The following is a 21,299-nucleotide window of genomic DNA, read 5'->3' as shown; positions in this document are numbered from 1 at the left end:
GCCTCCTTAATAAATCTTTTTAAATTTTGTTATATAATATCTATTTCTATGTTAACGAGTTCCACCACCGTCGCCACCGCCGAAGGAGTCATCCCCTCCACCAGTGCTTGTGTATCCACCATCTCCACCAAAAAAGCTTGATACATTACTAGAATAAGCATCTACAAAATTATTAGAGAAAGTATCAGAATAAATAACTCCCGTATGGAATGAGTCTAAATCTACATTTATATTATTTAATACTTCTGGAGATAATTTTCTTAATTGTTCTTCAACGACATCTGTAACATCATAAAGTGTAGCATAAATTAGTAGTTCTTTCCAAACTTTTATCTCAGAAATTTCTCTTTCACTCAACAAAGAAAAATCTTTTAAATAATTATAATATTTTATTAAATTAGCGACAAAGCCCTTACCTTTTTCATTATACTTTTTCGTCCATTCACCGTTTGTTTTTTTATCAAAAAGATTGTTTTCTCTTGCATAGTCAAGAGATAAAAACTCTAACTCTTCTGATAATTCTTGAAATCTATGTTGCTTAATTTCATCTTTTAAATATTTTGAGAATTCATCTTCTTGTAAAATTCCATCTCCCATAGATGCTTCTACAACCATAGTATAAAATTTTTCTTCTATTTTCGTATCAAATTCTTTAGGAGCATCTTCATTTATTTTTAGAGCTAAAACATCCTTTTTAAAAACAACTCCCTTTTCTTCTGTTATAGGTATTAATAGCTTAGCTTGAATCCATTTTAGAAAATATGCTCTAAATATTGCCTCATTACCATCAAAACCTGCATTTTTTAATATATAAGACAATTTCCACCATTCTTTTTCAGGAATATCTCTATAATATTCTCCTTTAAAATCACCCTTACTATATCCTTTCTTTTTAACTAAGAATAATACAGTAAGAAAAGAAGCGAATACAACTATCGGTGCTACAACGAAAAGTGTAACATCATGCATCAACTTTTTTTTAGCGTTGTTTTTAGTATAGTCTGAACCTTTAAAAGCTAAATCTTGATAATATGAAAAATCTTTATTTATTGTTTCCCCGGAAGTTATTTCTCCTTTATTTAATTTAACTAAAACTGTAACATAATTAGAGCTAGAAAGTCCTGACAAACTATTAAAAACTATTTTCCCATTTAAAAATTCAATCTTTCCTTTATTTCCAAAAGCCCAAATCTTAGCATTTGTATTATCGAATTTACCTTCAGCTTTTGAAATAGTAATTTTTACCGTTTTTGGAGCAGAATTTAAATTCTTATTAACAAATTGCCAATAAATCATATCAGAATCTTTTAAAAGTTTTATAAAATTAGTAACTCTATATCTTAAAACAAAAGTTTTTCTCTTATATTCTCCAAATCCAAAACAGAGTTCATAGCCGTTTTTAGTCTTTACAATTCCAGCTTTCTTTGCTTTTTGTTCTTTCGTTTGCTTTACATTCCAAGTTTTTAAAGTCTCATAAGGAACTTCTTTCCCTTCTATGATTTCAGAAACATTATAATTTAAAATTTCACTTTTCCCTAAATTTTCTATTGGAACGTAGTATTCAGTTCCCTTTGACGGCTCAAAATCCATAATGCTTTCGATATCAGCACTTCCGTCTTTATTAATTTTAACATTTATTGTGTTTTTGTAAAAAGTATCTGCAAAAGAATTATTTGAAGGTACTATAAAAAAACCAATTAATATGAAAGAGAATATAAAAAGTCTCTTTATAATATTTTTAAAATTTTTCATAAGCCAACTATACCAATCTTCTTAAAATTTCTTCTTTTCCTAAAATTTCTAAAATATTTGAAAGTTCAGGTCCATGAACTTGACCAGTAAGCAATGCTCTAACCGGCATATACAAGTCTTTTCCCTTAAATCCTGATGCCTTTTGAACTTTTTTCATAAAGTCCTTAGCAATCACTTCATCAATTTCATCGATTTGAGATAATTCTTCCTCTATTTTTTCCTTTAAAATTCCTATATGTTCTACATTTCTCATTTCTAAAGCATCAGCCTCAACTTCAACTTCTTCAAATAAGAATCTTGATTGATCTACAATTTCAGGAAGTCTTGAAATAGATTCTTGGAAAGTCTTAGCGATAAGCTCAAGTCTCTTTTCACAAACATCTTCTTTTACAAAACCAGCTTCAACCAAATAAGGTTTAACAAGTTTTGCAAGTTCTGAAACTTCCATCTTTCTTATATATTGAGCATTAACCCAATCTAATTTATCTACGTCAAAAACTCCACCAGATTTTGAAACTCTATCAAAGGAGAATTGTTTAACCATTTCATCTAAAGATAAAATTTCTTCATTGCTTTCTGGACTCCAACCTACAAGAGCAAGATAATTTATAAGTGCTTCCGGTAAATATCCTTTTAATCTGAAATCTTCAACAGATGCATCATCATTTCTCTTAGATAATTTCTTTCCGCTCTTATTTAAAACTGTTGGTAAATGAACAAAAGTAGGCTTTTCAAAGCCAAGAGCTTCATAAAGATAAATATGTTTAGGAGTTGATGAAATCCATTCATCTCCCCTTACAATATGAGTAATTCCCATTAAATGGTCATCAACAACTACAGCAAAATGATAAGTTGGAAAACCGTCAGCCTTAATTAAAACTTGGTCATCCATATCATTTGTATTTATTGTAATTTTGCCTTTGATTACATCTTCAAAAACAATATCTCTATTTTCCGGTAACTTTAATCTAATTACATAACTTTCGCCATTTGCAATTCTCTTCTTAGCATCTTCAATGCTAACTCCTCTACAAAGTCCGTCATATCTTGGAATTTTTCCATCAGCTTTTTGTTGATTTTTTATATCATCAAGTCTTTCCTTGCTACAAAAACAATAATAAGCATAACCCTTTTCAATAAGTTCCTCTGCATATTTATTGTAAATCCCTTTTTCAACTCTTTCAGATTGAATATATGGACCACATTCACCAACTTCTGTAATCTTATCATTTTCATCAAGACAAACACCTTCATCTGCCTCAACTCCTGCCCATTTAAGTTCGTGAATCAAATTTTCTATAGCCCCTTCAACATATCTTGTTCTATCAGTATCTTCAATTCTAAGCAAAAACTTTCCTCCATTTTGCTTAGCATATAAATAATTATATAAAGCAGTCCTAAGTCCTCCTATATGTAAATATCCTGTTGGACTTGGTGCAAAACGTAATCTAACCATTTCTATTTTCCTCCTAAAAAAATAACATAAACTTACAATAATTATATATCAATTGCATTATTTTGTAAAGAATTAGTACAAAAATCAAAAAAATTAACATAAAAAAGACGGTATCTCTACCGTCAAAAATTCTGTAATTTTTTTGTATTTAACAATTTTAATTTATCAATCTAAAATAAACTCATATTCTCTATATATTTTTCCATCTTTAAAATCAAAAATATCCAAAGAACGAACACCAAAATTATTTACTAAATAAGTGACTATTCTATTTTCGCTTTTAGAAATCTGCATATCTATACACGAAAATTTAGAATCCGTATTTAGATATGCATTTTTTATAGTTTTTATATAATTTTCTATTCCAACAATTTTTTTCTTTTCTTTGCTGAACAATTCCCAACATACTTCTGGATGTAAAAACTGTTTGTACAATTCCCAATTACGCTCATTTTCAGCCTTAAAAAATACATATAAAATATCTCTATTATCCATAGTTTTCCTGCTTTCATTTATTTTTAATTTATCTAAAAACTAAATATACTCATTCATTAGTTTTGTGATATTGCAACATATTTTCCCAACCGGACTTGGTTTCCTTTACAATAGGAAAGAACGGATAACAGTGAAACAAATTTTCTCCTATTTCTGAAATTACCTTAACTCCATCATTCTCAAGTTTATCTTTTATTGTATCATATGCAGCATAAAGCACTTCATCACTTCCATAAGAAAGATAGACTTCCTCTACTCCATGATAATTACCCTTTTCAAGATACAGCATGTACTCTGGCATATCTTTTCCATGAGCCATAATTTTACCAAAAATTTTAACAAATGATAAAGTCAATAAAATATCTTTTTTATCAAGAATTTCTCCTTTTTTTATCAAATCTGCATCTTTAAAACATTCTCCTGGAGATGATGCATATATTCTCTTTGGAACTTCAATATCTTTCTTTGAAATATTTATATATGATACAAGTCCTAATGCAAGAGTTGCACCGGAAGAACTTCCTGTAACAAGAATATCTGAAACATTATATTCATTAAGCATTGACTTATATAAACTATACATCCATTCATACACTTCATCAATTGTATGATTTATGCATAATGGATAATATGGAATAACCATATTACGACCACTTTCAAGAGCTACTCTTAAAGCTGTCTTAATAGAATTCTTACTTGGATGCATAACCATCCCTCCTCCTATTATAAATAGACAGGCTTTTTTTGTTGGCTTTTTATGTGTTATATACGCAACCTTTGCTCCATTAAACTCTTTGATTTCATAGTTGATTTCATTATGAGAAAGAACTGGAATCTTTGTCTTTTTCATTCTCTTTCTAGCATTTGAAATAATTTCTGATTCACTTTTATTAAAATACTTTTTAACCCCAATAAGCTTAATAATTAATTTAAAAAAACGATATTTAAAAGATAACTTAGACATTTTTCATTCCTCCTAAAAATGTAATTTCTTTATTTCTTTCTTGCAACAAAATAATATCTGTGAATTCTCCCTTTAATTACTCCTTCTTTTTCAAGAATTTCCTGTGCTTTAAAAAGATTTTCTTTATACTTTTCAACTTCAAAATAAGGAAATTCCCAATCTATAATCCTTGCAAACCAAACTAGAGCTCCAACATCATAAAACTCTATCGGTCTATAAGCTTCTACTTCTTCAATAATCTCAAAACCATTTTCTATAAATTCTTGTTTTGAAATATTCAGATAAGCTTTAGGAAATGGAATATCAACATCTCCTATTAAAAGTTCCACTAATTCTCTGTCATTTTCTGCACCAACCTGTTGTGTAAGAAATAATCCTCCACTTTTAAGAACTCTTTTAAGTTCATTAATATTATATTCACCATGTCTATTTGTAATAATATCAAAATAATTATCTTTAAAAGGAAGTTCATCACCACCATCGGCTGGTTTAAAATCTATTCCCAAAGGAATAAGTCTCTCCTCACATATCTTAATATTTGGCTCATAGCCTTCAATTGCTGAAGTATATTTAGGATTTAATAGAAAAGATAAAAGAAATTCTCCACCACCAGTTTCCATATCCAACAAATAATCACTTTCTCTTAAATAACATTTTATAATGCTTCCAAAATCCCATGGAAGATCATCTTCTTCTCTATATCTTCCTCTAATATGAGAAAAATCCCAACCCTTAATATGAGCAATTTTCTGCTCATGCAACCATTGCTTTAAAAGTGTCTTTTTATCCATATTTTTCTCCTTAAATATCTATTTTATTTATCTAACAATTGAATTATCCGTCATCAAATTAGCTATATGATGAGGAATCATAGAAACTTGCATTGACATTTCAACATAATAATTTTTATCTATACATTCATCCCAATACTCAAGATGCTTTTTATCTATCCACGAATCAGACTCTTCCACTCTTATTCCATTTTCTCCCTGAATTGAATACCAATAAAGATACTTTTCATCATCACATTTTTCTCTAAAAATAGTTTCTACATACATTCTCTCTCCGTCCAAAGTAAGTAATACTTCCTCCATGTTTTCATTTAAAAAATTCATCCACTTATCTACTACTTCCGACTTCCCTTTTCTGACACGAAATCGTGATAATTCCATATTCATACTTTCCCCCAAAAAATAGTACTTTTTTTTTATATTTGACTTTCTAAAAATTTACAATATTCTAAATTATCTTCTGTAATTTTATCACAATGCCCATAACCTTCCCATACTTTTAATTTAATATAAGGTAGTTTTTTGGGTATCACCTTCTTCGCTTCTTTATAATCAAACTCTTTAGAACCATAACAAAAAATTAGCTTTTCTTGCTCATCCTTAGATAAATCTGGAATTTTTACAAAAGAACAGTCGTGAATTATATTCACAATACTTTCATCATCCATCCTTATAAAAGACTCTGCCATTATTTTACCAAATTCCGCTCCATATAGAGCAGTCATTTTTTTTACAGCAAAATTCTTATCTTTAAGAGCTTTCTTATGTTTTCTCAAAAAAATTTTCTTAAAAAGAAAATCTAAAAAATAGGCTTTTTGCCACAAACTAGCTCCTTCAAAAACACATTTATCTACAATTATATCCTTGCTATTTAATAAATTTAACAATACTACTCCACCTAAAGAGGCTCCAAAAGCTAAATTTATCTTATCTATTCCGTTTTCAATTAAATAATTCTTTATTTTATTAGCTTCCATTTCCGCTGACTTATATACTTCTCTTGACTTTCCATGTGCTGATAAGTCCGGAATTATATATCTATAATCCCCTAATATATTGTCAGCAATTAAAAATTTCATTCCCTCGGCAGAAGATAACATAGGATGAATAAGTAATATTACTTTTTCGCCACCCTCATTAATATCAACAAAATTCATTTTTTGCTCCTTAATTTCCGTATTATCAATAATCTTTTTAATTTAATTCTATTATACCACTTGTTACAATTCTAATCTATATATAAATTTAAAAGAGAGTGATTTCTCACTCTCTCAAATAGTTTTTTGCTTGCAAGTTAGAAAAATTTATACAAAAAATATATCGAAGATACATAGAATACAAATTTATTTTTTAAAACAAAAAAGACGGCATCCCTACCGTCTAATTTCTTTTAATTAAAACACAAAGTCTACTAATTCTAAAAAACAACAAACTTTGATTCATTTTTATTTCTATTAATTTTTTTCAATCCCATTTTTATCAATGGATTTTTTGCCTTGCTTATACGAGCATTCTTATGACAAGCCTTTACACAAGCCATGCATACAATACAAGCTTTTTTATCCGTTATAATGTGATTATCAATACAAGCTTTAGGACATTTTTTTATACATACCCCACAATTATCACAAAGCTCATAATCAGTTTTAGGAATAGTAAATATTCTTCTCCCAGTATGTACAGGTTTTATATCAGCAACTTTGCCTATAAATCTATCAAATAAACTTAAGCTTTTATTCTTTTCTATATTATTTTTTAATTCCTCTCTTATTGCATTTCCAAATGAAATTGCCATATTGATATCTTCTGAATTCGGTCTATTTATAGCAACGGGTAGTTCTTTTGTTGAATAAGAATGTTCTCCTATAAACTCTCCATATCCCACAACATTGCCATTATTCTTTTTAACAATAGAAATAATCTCTCTTTTTGAAAACATAATAGTAGCATTTCCATATAGTAAAACTATAGCGACAGCTTTATTATTAAAATCAATATTCTTTATATAATTTCTAAATTCTTTATACAAAAATCCGCCATAAACCGTAGCCCCTAAAATAATCAAATCAGCTTTGCTTGTATCAATATTTTCTGTTTTAGAAATTCTATTTTCCTTTGTTAAATCAACATAATCTACTTCTTTTGACTCAATTCCTTTAACTACATTTTTAATTATTTTTTTAGTAGTTCCCGTAGGTGAAAAATAAATTACTTTAACTTTTGGAGAAAAAGATTCTCTCTCATCCAAAATATTATCATCTAAAGAAAGCTCTAAATTTTGATTACTCTTATATTCCATAGCACTACTCATATCTGTTCGCCTCTTTTCAACTTTAGTACCACTATTTTAAATATACCCTTTGCCAAATTTAGCTAACAAAAAGTAATTTAATAAGAACTTTAGAAAATTTACAGAGTCATTTTATTATTTGATACAATTCCTCCGTCAGACCTACTTTTGTTTGTAAGCAAAAGTAAATATATCGTAGATACATAAATTTTCACACAAAAAGACGGTATCTCTACCGTCTAATCAAATAACTATTCTAAATTCCAACAAAAACATCAACTATTTTTCTTATTTTTTCCAACACAATTTCTTTTTTCTTTTCTCTTACTCCACCTCTTCTTGATAGTGGTGGAATTATACCGTCTAATTCATCTCCTGCATATTCCACATAACCTTTGGATATGGATTTTTCTATAAATCTATTGGCTTTTTCGTTTAGATTTTCTTCAGCAATTAGTTGATTAATTTTAACTACTTTTTCTTTTTTTGCAAAATCATAAAAAGTTTCAATAATATCGTCAGTATTTTTCAACTGTGATAATCTTGTTTTGCTAATGAATTCCATAACTAAATCTTCTTTAGCTCTTGTTCCAAGGCTTGATCTGATTACTCTACGAACTTCTGCTTTTAAACTTTCGATATCGTCATTTTCTCTTGCCTTTTCAAGAATCAAAGCTAAAATATAATCTAGATTAATTTCGTCAGTCTTTAGCAAATCAATTTGAAATTCAACATCTGAAAAGTCAACTTGTGCTTCTTCAGCTTCTTTGCTTCGTCTTTCGTTCAAAATACTCTCTCTGATATCGACATATACACTTTTCATATCTTGCATTAGTCTTTCAGAAATAATTTTTTCAAAACTTTCAAACTCATCAAAATTTCTAAGAATATTCTCAGCCTTTAACAACTCTCCAAAAAGCTGTACAAACTCTTTTTTATCAGCTTCAAGTACAATTTCAGTTGGGTCAGGGAATTTAGCAATTATTTCCTCACATATATCCTTATAACCTTTAAATTTCTTTCCTGTTTCTTCATCTGTAAAGCCGTTGATGTATTCATCATAACTCTTTTCTAAAATTACATTGATATCATTTGCTTCTCCAAAAGTTTTAATCGCATCTTCTGTAGCTCTTTCCAAATTTCTAAAACATACAATATTTCCAAATGTTTTTACTTTATTTAAGATACGATTAGTTCTTGAAAATGCTTGAATCAGCCCATGATATCTTAAATTTTTATCCACAAATAAGGTATTTAATGTAGGAGCATCAAAACCTGTTAAAAACATTCCAACTACAATAAGCAAATCAACTTCTTTATTCTTTACTCTATTAGATAAATCAGAATAATAATTTTGAAATTCCTTTCCTTCAGTTGAAAAGTTTGACTTAAAAAGTTTATTATAGTCATTTATCGCCCTATTCAAGAACTCTTTAGCAGTAGAATCCATAGCTGACGGTTCAAAATTTTCGTCCTCTATTTCTCCAATTGCAGATGGCTCTTCATTAGCAGAAAAACTATAAATTGTAGCGACTTTTAATCTCTTTTCTTCTTGTAAAGCCTCTTGTTGTTTTTGAAATTCTTCATAATACAATTTTGCAGCCTCTACACTCTGAACAGCAAACATTGCATTAAATCCATTTAATCTTCTGCGTTTTAAATCATAAAACTCATTTCTATGTGTCTTGGTATCAAAAACCTTTAAAATATATTTAGTAATTTCAGTTATACGGTCAGGATGTAATAGCATTTTTTTCTCTAATTTCTTTAGCTTTTCCTCATCCATTTCCATTTCATATTCTTTAAATTTTGGAGTAATATTATTATAATCTACTTTGAATTTTAAAACTTTTCCATCTCTAATCGCATCAGTAATTACATAAGAATGAAGATTAACTCCAAAAATATCTGAAGTTATAACCCCAGTAAATGTGTTTTCAGTAAAAATTGGAGTTCCAGTAAATCCAAATTGATAATATTTTTTAAATGATTTTCTGATATTTTTTTGTGCATCTCCAAACTGTGAACGATGACATTCATCAAATATAAGTACACATTGTTTATCATAAATTGGATGATTAGGATTTTTCTTTACAAATTCGTTTAACTTTTGGATTGTAGTAACAACAATTCTATTGTCATCTTTTTCAATAGATTTTTTAAGTTCTTTAGTGTCCTTGCTTCCATTTACACTATCTGGTTGAAATTTTTGATACTCCTTCATAGTTTGATAGTCTAAATCTTTTCTATCAACTACAAAAAATACTTTATCAATAAATTCAAGTTCTGTTGCAAGTCTTGCAGTTTTAAAAGAAGTAAGAGTTTTTCCGGAACCTGTAGTATGCCAAATAAAACCACCAGCTTCAGCAGTTCCTGCCTTTTTACCCTCATAACTCGACTTTATTTTCCATAAAATTCTTTCTGTGGCTGCTATCTGATAAGGTCTCATAATTAACAAAGTGTTACTTGCATCAAAAACACAATATTTTGTAAGTACTTCAAGAATAACTCTTTTTTCAAAAAATGTTTTAGTAAAATCTTCTAAATCACGAATAACCTTATTTTTAGCATCAGCCCATTCACAAGTAAATTCATAATTATTTTTATTTTTCGCAGTTGTATTTGCAAAATATCTAGTATAGGTTCCGTTTGAGATTACAAAAATTTGCACAAATTTATAAAGAGAATGATCTAAATTAAAACTCTCTTTACTATATCTGTGAATTTGATTAAATGCTTCTTGTAAAGGTACTCCCCGCTTTTTTAACTCAATATGAACTAAAGGTAAGCCATTTACTAAAATAGTTACATCATAACGATTTTGATTTTTTTCTCCAGCAGTAACTTGATTTACAACTTGTAAAGAGTTATTGTGAATATTTTTCTTGTCAATAATCTTTATATTTTTTAAATGTCCATCATCAAAAATAAAATCGTAAATATAGTTCTCTTGAACTTTTCTTGTCTTTTCAACCATTCCATCCTTTGGACAATCCAAATACTCAGTTAAAAATCTTTCCCATTCAGATTTTGAAAATGATATATCATTTAATTTTTCGATTTGAACTTTTAAATTTGCATACAATTCTTCACTTGTTGTAAATTTTACTCTTTCATATCCTTGAGAAACTAAATTAGCTATCAACTCTCTTTCAAGCTCAGCTTCACTTTGATATGAACTTGCATCAACTCTATTATTTTTGTCATAATGTGCTAAGATAATTCCTCCTGTCATCTCAGCAATAGTTGACACACTGTATTTACTCGTTTCCTCTGACATCTAAATTACTCCTTCCATTTATAATCTACCACGAATTTTTCAAATAATCTTTTCAAAAAATTTTTTTCATACTGTTCCAGTTCTTTTTTTTCAAGAGCATTGTAGTCGCTATGACTATATAAATTTATCCTTTTAATATAAGACTCCTTATCTTCTTCGTGTATTAAATCTCTCCAACTTGTATATCCCAAAAAATAAGCCGTTGTTTCCAACAAGTTACGTAATAAATTAAAATGATATCTCTTAATATTATTAGTATTAATTGCTTTTTTTAGTTCATCTTTTAATAATAGGTGGTATCCAAAAGGTGTATCTCCTCTACTTAATTTTGTCAAGGTATAATTACTATTAGCCCTACTTAGCCATATTTTTTCGGCATTATCTAATCCATTATGTAAGACATTATAAAATAATGCATGATGTGTTGAGATAATAAAATGCAAATTTTCATTTTTAGATAATTTTATCAATCTTACTAATTCTAATGCCACATCAATGGCATTGTTATCATCTAAAGATGAAATTGGATCATCTATAAAAATATATTTTATACTATTAAACTCTTTTATACTCCTATCATTTTTTGCAAGATTTAGTTCATCTATAATTGTTTCCATTAAAACCATAAATATAGTCAAAATAAAAATACTTTCCTCTCCTCTGGAAATTTTTATATTTTCAACATAATTATCATCTCCAGTAGCTAAACTAAATCTAACTTCTCCAGTATTAGTATTAATATTAGGTTCAATTTTTGAATTAGTAAATTTTTTAAATCTATCTGATATTTCGTTTTCTTTTCCTTGGCTTTCTATTAATTTAATAAATGCTGGTTCCTTATTAATCTTAAGTTTTCTTTCATAATCATTAGCTAAGTCATTATCCCATGAAAATAAATCTTCTGTAAATGCATTATAGTATTTTACAGGTTTTATAATTTCCCCATTTTTTTCTTCAGTCAGCAAATTTTTAAATTCCATTGATAATCTTGTTTTTCCTGTTGCATTAAAAGCATATATCAAAGTAGCTTTCTTTCCAGAATTTTTAATTTTTTGAGCAATTTCTTCCAAAGAGCTAAAGTCCTCCATAATTACACCCCCTACTTATCTAATCATTTCTTTTAAAACTTAATAATTTTTCTCTGTAATATTCATATTGTTTTTGTCTTAATTCAATTTCTCTTGGTAAGCCTTTTGAAATATCATTTACAATAGAATCAAATTTATCAAGAATAGAAACAATATACTCTTGAACTTTGATAGATGGGATAAAAAATTTTAATTTTCCTATTTCTCCAAGATTAATTTTTATAGGAGTTGCATTATGCAAAATTCTTTTACTTAACTCTTTTTTACCTTGATTACTTTCAATTAAATATTTTAGAAATTTACTTAACACAATATCATTACTTGGTCTAATCAATGCTAATGTTACATAATAAGCTAAATCATCATCATTTTTAACAATAGCACAAGTTCCAATATCTCCTATTCTAGTCATAAAAACATCATTTTTTCTAGGTTTAACTTTAAATTTATTATATTCTTCCATTGTTATATATTTGTTAGTTCCATAAATGTTTTTAATATCTTGAACACTTATAAAAGGGACTCCTGTATTAACATATTTTGGTGTTTGATGAGTTCCATCATAAATTTCAGCAAAATATTCCAATTTCTTTAGTTCAACTCCAAAAACACTAACACCAACAATTTCTCCTGCTTCTTTTAGTAAATCAAAATAACTATTAGAAATTATAGTGTGTGTGTGTGTGTGTGTGTGTTTAGCACAACTTACATCAAATGTCAAGAGTTTTTCACGATAATATTCATATTGTTTTTGTCTTTGTTCAATTTCTTGTGGCAACAAACCTTTTGTATCTCCCAACAAAGATTGAAATTTATCAAGAATTTCAACTACTATGTTTTGAATTTCAATAGGTGGTAATGTTATTTTAATATTTTTTATCATATCTGTTGTTAACGATGGAATACCAGTCTCTTTATGATTGATCTTTGAGTTTTGTAATAAATAATAGAGATATTTAACTACTATATCACCCCTTGAGATTAAACAAAGCAATCTCACTATCGGAAAATAAGGTTCTTCTCTGTAACTTACATAACCAATAGTACCTCTCGCAGAAATTGTTACACTTTTTTTATCTACCTTAGCAATATTTGTAAACCCGTATAATGAATTTTCTTCTATTCCATTACTAAATATAGGAATTTTATATTTATCCGTTGGAATTATTGAAAAATTATCTTTAGGTACATCCCCTCCAACAACAATATCAACAATTTCTCCAAGTTTTACGAATTTCACTTTATAACCTTTACTTTCCAAACCATCTGTTTTTTTAGAAATTTTATTCAAATATTCTTCGCTTAAAAGCATATTTCTATAATATTCATACTGTTTAGTTCTAGACTGTAATTCAGACTGTAATTCAGTAACATAATTTGTAAATTTGTCAAGTTTTTTTACGATTTTTTCTTGTATTTCTATTGACGGAATAGGTATTTCCAGATTTTCAATATTTCCAGCTCTGATATAACCTTGACTTGAACTGTTTTTTTTAGAAATTAAACTATTCTTAACTTTATTTTGCGTAAAATAATGATAAAAATATCTTGTTAAAATTATATTATCATTTAATCTTAATAGATATAAATTTTGACCATAAAATTTATTATTTCCTTTTACAATCCCTATTTCTCCTATAGTTCCTATCATGCTTATTAATATATCATCTTTATTAATACTTCTATTCTTTTTAAAAGCTAAAAAATCTTCTTCTGAAATGTATTTTACATTATCAAAATCTATTTCTCCGTTTTTAATATTTTTCCCAGTAATATATGGAATTTTATAATCATTCGAAAACTTAGGAGTACTAGGCATTATCCAGAATTTTTCTTGACAAACTTCCCCAAGTTTTTTCCATTCAACTTTTTCGTTTTTTAGTAATTCATCTATTTTACTCATTGTCAGCTCCACCTTTTGAGACAATATTTTTTATATTATTAATTTCAAGAAGATAGTCTTTTTCTACTTGTGTTAATGTTTTTTCATTATATTTTTTATATTCTTTTTCAACTTTTTCTATCATTTGTTGTCTTGATATTTTGCCATTATCTTTTAGTAAATCTTCTCCTATTGCTATCAATACTCTATCCACATGATTTATCCAATCTTTCATAGTCATAACAACTTTTTTTTCTGCCTGTCTTTCTGCAAAATCTAAGTATCCTGAAACTAAAGAATTTAAACTTTTTAGTTCTTTTTCACTCAAATAATTTTTTGCTACCTTTGCCTCTATTAATGTAGGTAGCTCTCCTTTGAAAATTGTAAGTCCCATAAATTCTTTTTCACTATCAACACGACTATAAATAATCTCACTTGCTGTGTGATTATGAATAGCATAATGAAGTTTGTTTTGAACTGTTGCAAAAAAATGTTTAGCTTCTTCACTATTTCGATTGTAGTCTATGCTTGTAGAAAATAAATCCAATATTTGTCGATAAAATACTTTTTCACTTGAACGGATATCACGAATTCTCTCTAAAAGTTCTTTCCAATATACTCCACCACCCAAGTTTTTGAGCCTTTCATCATCCATTGTAAAACCCTTGATAATATACTCTTTTAATCGTTCTGTAGCCCACTTTCTAAAATCAGTAGCTATTTTTGATTTTACTCTATATCCAAGTGAAATTATCATATCTAAATTATAGTGTAAAACATTGTAATTTTTGCCATCTGAGGAAGTTGTTCGGAATTTCCGAACAACTGATTCCTCTGTTAATTCTCCTTCCTCAAAAATATGTTTTATATGTTCACTAATGTTTGATTTACTAGTTTGATATAAATTACAAAGTTGAGCTTGTGATAGCCAAACCGTATCATCAATAAAACGAACATCTATTCTAGTGTTTCCATCGCCTGTATTATATATTACTATCTCGCCATTATCTTGTTTTATTTCATTACTCATCTTCAAGCTCCTTTACAATTTCATTTATTGAGCTTCTTAATTCGTCTATTTTCTTTACTGTTTCTTCAATTTCTTTGTTTAGAACTTTTATATCGATTACTTCTCTTGTATCTTCTTTTTCTACATAGGTAGAAACGGATAAGTTGTAGTCATTTTCTTCGATTTCGGTTCTATCTACATATCTTGAAAAATATTCTTTGTCTGTTCTATTTCTAAATTCTTCAACTATTGCGCTTATATTTTTTTCTTCCAAGATATTGTTATTTGTTTCTTTTTTAAATTCTTTACTTGCATCAATAAAAAGCACCTTGTTTTCAGTTTTGTTTTTAGCCATAACTAAGACACAAGTTGCTATAGATGTTCCAAAAAATAGATTTTCAGGTAATTGTATTACACAGTCTATAAAATTGTTGTCTATTAAATATTTTCTTATAGTTCTTTCTGCACCTTTTCTGTAGAAAATTCCCGGAAAACATACTATTGCAGCTCTACCATTGCTTGAAAGATAGCTTAGTGAGTGCATAATAAAAGCATAGTCTGCATAAGATTTTGGTGCTAATTTTCCTGCAGGAGCAAAACGAACATCATTAATCAAAGTAGGGTCCGCATCACCTATCCATTTAATTGAATACGGAGGATTTGAAACAATCGCATCAAAAGGCTTTTCGTCATTATGTAGCGGATTAAGTAAAGTATCTCCTCTCTTGATAGAAAAGGCATTGTAATTTACATTGTGAAGAAACATATTCATACGAGCTAGGTTAAAGTTGGTCATATTAATTTCTTGACCAAAAAAGCCCTCATCTATGATATGGTCATCAAATTGTTTTTTCATTTGTAAAAGTAAACTTCCGCTTCCACAAGTTGGGTCATACACTTTGTTTATCTTTTCTTTTCCATCCATTACAATTCTTGCTAAAAGTTTTGATACGGTTTGTGGAGTAAAAAATTCCCCACCGGATTTTCCAGCATTACTTGCATAATTAGAAATTAAATATTCATAAGCATCTCCAAAAGCGTCAATATGATTATCTTTAAAATTTTCAAAATTAATTTGGTTTATCCCTATTAATATATCTCTTAATCTCTTATTTTTTTCCGCTACTGTTCCCCCAAGTCTATTGCTTGTTGTATCAACATCTTCAAAAAGTCCTTTGATATCATCTTCAGATTCCGCTCCGATAGCACTTTTTTCAATATCAGAGAAGATATTCGCAAGTTCTGTATTCAAATTTTCATTATCTTTTGCACTTGCTACTACATTTTCAAAAAGCTGACTAGGTAAAATGAAAAATCCCTTTTCTTCTATTGTTCCACTTTTAAAATCTCTTTTTGCTTCATCATCTGAAATTTTTGCATATTTAAAATCAGGGTCTCCTGCTAAATGTTCATTTTCATCAAAATAATCTCTTAAGTTTTCAGAAATAAATCTGTAAAACAAAATCCCTAATATATATTGTTTAAAATCCCAGCCATCTACGGCTCCGCGAACATCATCTGCAATAGCCCATATTTTTCTATGAAGCTCTGCCCTCTGTGCAGTTTCATTATTTTCTTTTGAAAAATCCGACATTTTCTCTCCCTCTCTCTATTTAAATTATTTATTTACTACATTTTTTATAGAATTAATTCATAAACAAGCAAATTCTCGCTACTTATTAGCTTAAAATTGTTATTTGTTGCGATTTTTTGTGTTGCTAATTGTCTTTTATCACATTCGATGATAAGTGAATGGATATTTTTATCTTTTGCATAGTCAATGAGTGATTTTGTTATTTCGTCTGCTATGCCCTGTCCCCAATAGTCTGAATTTAAGATAAAGCCTATTTCGTAACTTTCTTTATCGTATTTGTGAAAAATAATATGTCCAATTAGTTTTTTGTTTTGTTTATATTCCAAAGCAAATACTCGGGGAGGATAAGACAGTGCATTTTTGTTTAAAAAGTCTTTTGTGTCTTCTAAAGTGAAAGGTGCTTCAATGTATTCCATCACTTTAGGGTTACTTAATATCAAATATAGGTCATCTACATCTGATTGTTTAAATTGTCTTATCCTACACCTTTTTGTATCTATATTCATAATATCTTCCAAGATTATCACTCCTGATTATTTCTATTCCACATCTTTTAATGATTCTATCATCGGAACTTTGCTAAGCATTATTTTTACTACAAAGTAAACTACAAATGTGAATAGTAGTGTAACTAGTGCTGAATAAATGTAGCTTATGAGTTTTACTTTGTTGAAAAATCTGATTGAGTCCATCGCAAGTTGTTCCATTATGTTTATGTGTAGACTATGGCCTACAAAGACTCCAAGACCTATTCCTAACATTGTTAGTATTACAGTTTCTTTGTAGATGTAGTTGTCAATTTCCAAAGGATAGAATCCTAAGACTTTAAGTGTTGCAATTTCTCTTTTTCTTTCAGAGATATTTATATTACTTAAGTTGTATAAAACTACGATTGACAAGAAGCCTGAACAAACCACAATTAGCAAGATTATTGAGTTTATGCTGTAAGATGCATCGTCAATTATTCTTTTCAAGGAATGTATATTTGTGCCTTTTACGGCAACAGGATTTTTTTCTAATTCATTTATTACTTTTTCAATATTACTCTTGCTTCCATCATTTAAAATTAGTAGCTTAGTATTTTTTATAGGTTTTCTGAAAAAAGTTTGTTCATAAGTTTTTTCGTTCATTATAAAGAAATTGCCAACATGATTTTCAAAGATTCCTGCAACGACTCCTTTATATTCCTTGTTGTTATTTATAAATCTTATTTCATCTCCAACTGAAAGTGAAAATTTTTCAGCTAATTTTCTATTTATATAGATTCCGTCATCTAATTTTTCGATTTTTTTATCTCCATTGTATAGACCAAAAAATTTAGAAAAATCACTTAAATTATCAGTTGTAAAGACCCCTATTTTTTCATCAAAACTTTTTTTTGATTTTATATTTACAGATAATAAAGATAAATCAAGACTTTCTTTAATATCCTTGTTTGATTTTATATCTTCGTTGAATTTATCTAAATCTTTTGACAATGCCATTGGATTATAGATAACTGATGAATGATATTTTGTGTATTTTGAGTATTGTATTTCAGAAACTCCGTCCAAGCTATCTTTTATTCCAAATCCTAGCACTAAAAGTCCCATACACCCCATTACACCTATAATTGTCATTGACAATCTAAGTTTATATCTAAAGACATTTCTTAGAGTTGCTTTTTGTAAAAATGAAAGTTCTTTCCATATATAAGGTATTTTTTCAAGAAAAACAAAGTTTCCTGACTTTGGAGCCTTTGCTCTCATAAGTGATGAAATTTTTTCTTTTAAAGTTCTTATACATGTTACATAAGATACAAAAGCTGTGCAGAAAATTGCAATTAATATTCCTACAATAATTATTTGTGGATAGTAATTGTCAAAAACTTTTGTAAATATAAAGGCTTTTAAATAAGATCTGTAAACAAGTGGAGAAATCACTTTGAATCCTAGGATAGTTCCTATTATTCCTCCAATGATACTCGCTAAAAGTCCATAGTAAAAGTATTGTTTTGCTATATCGATATTGCTATATCCCAAAGCCTTTAAAGTTCCTATTTGGATTCTGTTTTCATCTACCATTCTAGTCATTGTTGTAAGTGATACTAAAAGAGCAATGAAATAGAAAAATATTGAGAATACATTTGAAACACCATAGATTCCATTAGATGCAAAATAAACTTTTGACATTGCAGATGAAACAAATCCTTCTTCAATATTGTAATTTGGTTCTATCAATTTGGATAAAACTTCATCGCCGTCAGAAATTTTACTATTTGCATCAAGAACTTTTTCTTTAGCATCCTCCAATTCATCTTTACCTTTATTCAATTTTAAGTTATTTTCTTCAACTTCGGCTTTTTTTTGAACTAATTTTGCATGGTATTCGTCAAATTTTAAAACTCCTTGTTTAACTTGTTTTTCCAATAGTTGCATTTGACTTTCCATTTTTTTTATTTCTAAACTTAGTTTCTGTTCGGCTTCCGATAATTCTTTAATTTTAGCAGAAATACTGGATATATTTGAATTAATTGAGTCCAAATTTCCTTGAATCGTTTGTAAAGTCGTATTTAATTCAGTTAATTTTTTATTTAATTCCCCTTTTTTTACCTTGTATTCACTTTCTTCAATTAGTTTTGCCTTATAGTTTTCTTCAAGCAATCTTAATTCTTCATTTACTGTTTTTATTCCTAAATCAACTTCTGATTTAGTTTTTTCCAATTCTTCTTTGTTTAATACTAAAGAATTGTTTTTATCTATTAAACCATCTTTATTTTTATTTAACTCAGTTTTTTTAGACTTCAAGTCGTTTAAAGCATTTACCAATTTCCCTTTGTTTTCATTTACATGTTTAATAAATTGATTTTTTTGATAATCCAAATCCGCAAATGCTCTTCTTAAATCCTTTCTTCCGCTTTGTACTTTTTCAAGATTTTGTTGTAATTTCTTTTCACTTTCTTCAATATCAAATTTATTTTTGTTAACCTCTTCTTTACTATCATCTAAAGTTTCTCTTTTTTGAGCATAAATAACATTATATACTTCTCCAGCTCTACCTTTAAACAATCCTTGTAATTCTGTTTTTCTTTCGCTTGATAGCTTTTTGTATTCTTTACTATTTCTATTCAAGTCATTAAGGTCAGAAAAGGTAATTTTTGCATAAGAAAAATAGCTAAAATCAAAAGTATTTTTTGAGATTATTGCCAAATATCCATTTTCAGTAGTTCCAGCTAGCAATGTAGCTAAAACTTCTGAACTTTTGATAAAGCCTTTTACAGTAAATTTATTTTGTTTTAATTTTTTTACTTCATCTTTAAAAATTCCAAATTTTTCAACATTTTTAAAGTCTATTTCATCTCCAATTTTATATTTATCTCTTAGTCTTTCATCCAACAAAATATCAGAGTCAGATTCAATGTCTTTTCCCTCTACTACTTGAACAGTACTTATTTTTTCAGCCTTACTTTCAATAGTAAAATCAACTTCTCGTTCTTCGTCTTTAAGATTAATACTATAACCATATTCAACATCTTTTAGATTTTTTAAATTGGAAATTATATCCTCATCTTCTTTTTGCAAGCCAAAATTAGAAGAAATTTTATAGTCGTATAAATTTCCTTCTTTTACACGTTCATCTACACTTCTTCTCATGATATATGGAGTTATTTTAAGTCCGACAAAGACCATTACTCCAAGAGCAATCATAAAAACAATAGAAATAAATTTCGGAAATGTTCTAAAGATCGTTCTGTAAAAATTTTTAAACAATGATTTTTTCATACTACCACTCAATTTCCTTTATGTTCTTTGGCTTTTTATTTAATATCACATTTTTTACAGTACTATCATTAATTTCGATAACTCTGTCTGCCATTGGCGCAATTGCTTGATTGTGAGTTATTAAAATTACAGTTGTATTTGTACTTTTACATCTTTGGTGTAAAAGTTCTAAAATTCTCTTTCCAGTATGATAATCCAAAGCTCCTGTAGGTTCATCACATAGAAGCAGTTTAGGATTTTTACAAAGAGCTCTAGCAATCGCAACTCTTTGCTGTTCTCCACCTGATAATTGACTTGGAAAGTTTTTTAATCTGTGAGATAATTCAACAGATTCTAAAACCCCTGCTGGATTTAAACTTTCCTTTACGATTTGCCCTGCAAGTTCAACATTTTCCAAAACTGTTAAATTAGAAATTAAATTATAAAACTGAAAAACAAAACCTACATTGAATCTTCTATAATCATTAAGTTGTCTTTTATTAAATTTACAAATATCTTTTCCGTCTATAAAGATGTCTCCACTTGTCGCATTGTCCATTCCTCCTAAGATATTTAGGATTGTCGATTTTCCCGCTCCTGATGGTCCGACGATAATGCAAAATTCTCCATGTTCTATTTCAAAAGAAACATCTCTATTTGCAACAATTTCTGAACTTTTTCCTTCATTATATTTTTTATAAACGTTTTTAAATTCAACAAAAGCCATAATTCCACCTTCTTTATATCTTTAAAATGAATAATAAATTGGTAAAATAATTCAAAATTACCTGATTCTACTTTAGCACAAAAATGATAAAAAATCAAGATTTCTAATCATAGTAAAGTATGTTAGTATGCTTATTAAAATTTATTCTTAAAACTTATATTTAATATATTATTAATATCGTTTGCAGTCATATTGTAGAAATTTAATCAAAAATATTTATTTTTCAATAGT

15 protein-coding genes and 2 pseudogenes are annotated in these 21,299 nt (G+C 28.1%); all 17 read right to left on the bottom strand.

Annotation, left to right across the window (positions count from 1 at the left end; genetic code table 11):
* Positions 1-51: 51 nt before the first annotated feature.
* Positions 52-1,752: a DUF2207 family protein gene (locus VJI93_RS03340; RefSeq protein ID WP_323999191.1), complete on the bottom strand. Its 1,701-nt coding sequence runs from the start codon at positions 1,750-1,752 to the stop codon at positions 52-54.
* Between the two features lie 7 nt (positions 1,753-1,759).
* The gene (gltX, locus tag VJI93_RS03335) at positions 1,760-3,214 is read right to left on the bottom strand and encodes a glutamate--tRNA ligase (RefSeq protein ID WP_323999285.1); all 1,455 of its coding nucleotides are present in this window, start codon (positions 3,212-3,214) and stop codon (positions 1,760-1,762) included.
* A 159-nt stretch (positions 3,215-3,373) separates the two neighbouring features.
* Positions 3,374-3,703 (bottom strand): nuclear transport factor 2 family protein, encoded by a 330-nt coding sequence (locus VJI93_RS03330; RefSeq protein ID WP_323999192.1) that lies wholly within the window; start codon positions 3,701-3,703, stop codon positions 3,374-3,376.
* A gap of 49 nt (positions 3,704-3,752) precedes the next feature.
* Entirely contained in the window at positions 3,753-4,667 is a 915-nt protein-coding gene (locus VJI93_RS03325) for an alpha/beta hydrolase fold domain-containing protein (RefSeq protein WP_323999193.1), read from the bottom strand.
* A 29-nt stretch (positions 4,668-4,696) separates the two neighbouring features.
* Positions 4,697-5,458, bottom strand: coding sequence for a class I SAM-dependent methyltransferase (locus VJI93_RS03320; RefSeq protein ID WP_323999194.1), 762 nt, complete (start codon positions 5,456-5,458; stop codon positions 4,697-4,699).
* A gap of 27 nt (positions 5,459-5,485) precedes the next feature.
* Complete coding sequence (locus VJI93_RS03315; RefSeq protein WP_323999195.1) at positions 5,486-5,845, bottom strand: DUF6176 family protein; 360 nt, start codon at positions 5,843-5,845, stop codon at positions 5,486-5,488.
* Between the two features lie 29 nt (positions 5,846-5,874).
* Positions 5,875-6,615, bottom strand: coding sequence for an alpha/beta hydrolase (locus VJI93_RS03310; protein ID WP_323999196.1), 741 nt, complete (start codon positions 6,613-6,615; stop codon positions 5,875-5,877).
* 260 nt (positions 6,616-6,875) lie between these two features.
* A complete protein-coding gene (locus tag VJI93_RS03305; protein ID WP_323999197.1) occupies positions 6,876-7,769 on the bottom strand; it encodes a flavodoxin domain-containing protein in 894 nt (297 codons plus the stop codon).
* Positions 7,770-8,004: 235 nt separating this feature from the next.
* On the bottom strand, positions 8,005-11,028 hold the full coding sequence (locus VJI93_RS03300; RefSeq protein ID WP_323999198.1) for a type I restriction endonuclease subunit R: 3,024 nt from the start codon (positions 11,026-11,028) through the stop codon (positions 8,005-8,007).
* Between the two features lie 5 nt (positions 11,029-11,033).
* Entirely contained in the window at positions 11,034-12,116 is a 1,083-nt protein-coding gene (locus VJI93_RS03295) for an AAA family ATPase (protein WP_323999199.1), read from the bottom strand.
* A 19-nt stretch (positions 12,117-12,135) separates the two neighbouring features.
* Positions 12,136-12,648: pseudogene (locus VJI93_RS09395) on the bottom strand (restriction endonuclease subunit S); the annotation flags it as partial.
* Positions 12,649-12,828: 180 nt separating this feature from the next.
* Positions 12,829-14,019: pseudogene (locus VJI93_RS09380) on the bottom strand (restriction endonuclease subunit S); the annotation flags it as partial.
* Positions 14,012-15,028, bottom strand: coding sequence for a virulence RhuM family protein (locus VJI93_RS03285; protein ID WP_323999202.1), 1,017 nt, complete (start codon positions 15,026-15,028; stop codon positions 14,012-14,014). The gene VJI93_RS03285 and the pseudogene VJI93_RS09380, both read right to left, overlap by 8 nt.
* Positions 15,021-16,601, bottom strand: a complete 1,581-nt coding sequence (locus tag VJI93_RS03280) for a type I restriction-modification system subunit M (protein ID WP_323999203.1) — start codon at positions 16,599-16,601, stop codon at positions 15,021-15,023. The genes VJI93_RS03285 and VJI93_RS03280 overlap by 8 nt, the downstream gene beginning before the upstream one ends.
* A gap of 44 nt (positions 16,602-16,645) precedes the next feature.
* The gene (locus VJI93_RS03275; protein ID WP_323999204.1) at positions 16,646-17,107 is read right to left on the bottom strand and encodes a GNAT family N-acetyltransferase; all 462 of its coding nucleotides are present in this window, start codon (positions 17,105-17,107) and stop codon (positions 16,646-16,648) included.
* A 33-nt stretch (positions 17,108-17,140) separates the two neighbouring features.
* Complete coding sequence (locus VJI93_RS03270; protein WP_323999205.1) at positions 17,141-20,362, bottom strand: FtsX-like permease family protein; 3,222 nt, start codon at positions 20,360-20,362, stop codon at positions 17,141-17,143.
* 1 nt (position 20,363) lies between these two features.
* Positions 20,364-21,068, bottom strand: a complete 705-nt coding sequence (locus VJI93_RS03265; RefSeq protein ID WP_323999206.1) for an ABC transporter ATP-binding protein — start codon at positions 21,066-21,068, stop codon at positions 20,364-20,366.
* Between the last annotated feature and the right edge of the window lie 231 nt (positions 21,069-21,299).

Source organism: Parvimonas sp. M20, from assembly GCF_035282425.1.
Classification (GTDB): Bacteria; Bacillota; Clostridia; order Tissierellales; family Peptoniphilaceae; genus Parvimonas.
This window is presented reverse-complemented; position numbering and strand designations above follow the sequence as displayed.

What these genes read in the sequence shown, in the direction of transcription:
- VJI93_RS03340 (WP_323999191.1), bottom strand. Translation starts at nt 1,752, where the DNA reads ATGAAAAATTTTAAAAATATTATAAAGAGACTTTTTATATTCTCTTTC.
- VJI93_RS03330 (WP_323999192.1), bottom strand. Translation starts at nt 3,703, where the DNA reads ATGGATAATAGAGATATTTTATATGTATTTTTTAAGGCTGAAAATGAG.
- VJI93_RS03325 (WP_323999193.1), bottom strand. Translation starts at nt 4,667, where the DNA reads ATGTCTAAGTTATCTTTTAAATATCGTTTTTTTAAATTAATTATTAAG.
- VJI93_RS03320 (WP_323999194.1), bottom strand. Translation starts at nt 5,458, where the DNA reads ATGGATAAAAAGACACTTTTAAAGCAATGGTTGCATGAGCAGAAAATT.
- VJI93_RS03315 (WP_323999195.1), bottom strand. Translation starts at nt 5,845, where the DNA reads ATGAATATGGAATTATCACGATTTCGTGTCAGAAAAGGGAAGTCGGAA.
- VJI93_RS03310 (WP_323999196.1), bottom strand. Translation starts at nt 6,615, where the DNA reads ATGAATTTTGTTGATATTAATGAGGGTGGCGAAAAAGTAATATTACTT.
- VJI93_RS03305 (WP_323999197.1), bottom strand. Translation starts at nt 7,769, where the DNA reads ATGAGTAGTGCTATGGAATATAAGAGTAATCAAAATTTAGAGCTTTCT.
- VJI93_RS03300 (WP_323999198.1), bottom strand. Translation starts at nt 11,028, where the DNA reads ATGTCAGAGGAAACGAGTAAATACAGTGTGTCAACTATTGCTGAGATG.
- VJI93_RS03295 (WP_323999199.1), bottom strand. Translation starts at nt 12,116, where the DNA reads ATGGAGGACTTTAGCTCTTTGGAAGAAATTGCTCAAAAAATTAAAAAT.
- VJI93_RS03285 (WP_323999202.1), bottom strand. Translation starts at nt 15,028, where the DNA reads ATGAGTAATGAAATAAAACAAGATAATGGCGAGATAGTAATATATAAT.
- VJI93_RS03280 (WP_323999203.1), bottom strand. Translation starts at nt 16,601, where the DNA reads ATGTCGGATTTTTCAAAAGAAAATAATGAAACTGCACAGAGGGCAGAG.
- VJI93_RS03275 (WP_323999204.1), bottom strand. Translation starts at nt 17,107, where the DNA reads ATGAATATAGATACAAAAAGGTGTAGGATAAGACAATTTAAACAATCA.
- VJI93_RS03270 (WP_323999205.1), bottom strand. Translation starts at nt 20,362, where the DNA reads ATGAAAAAATCATTGTTTAAAAATTTTTACAGAACGATCTTTAGAACA.
- VJI93_RS03265 (WP_323999206.1), bottom strand. Translation starts at nt 21,068, where the DNA reads ATGGCTTTTGTTGAATTTAAAAACGTTTATAAAAAATATAATGAAGGA.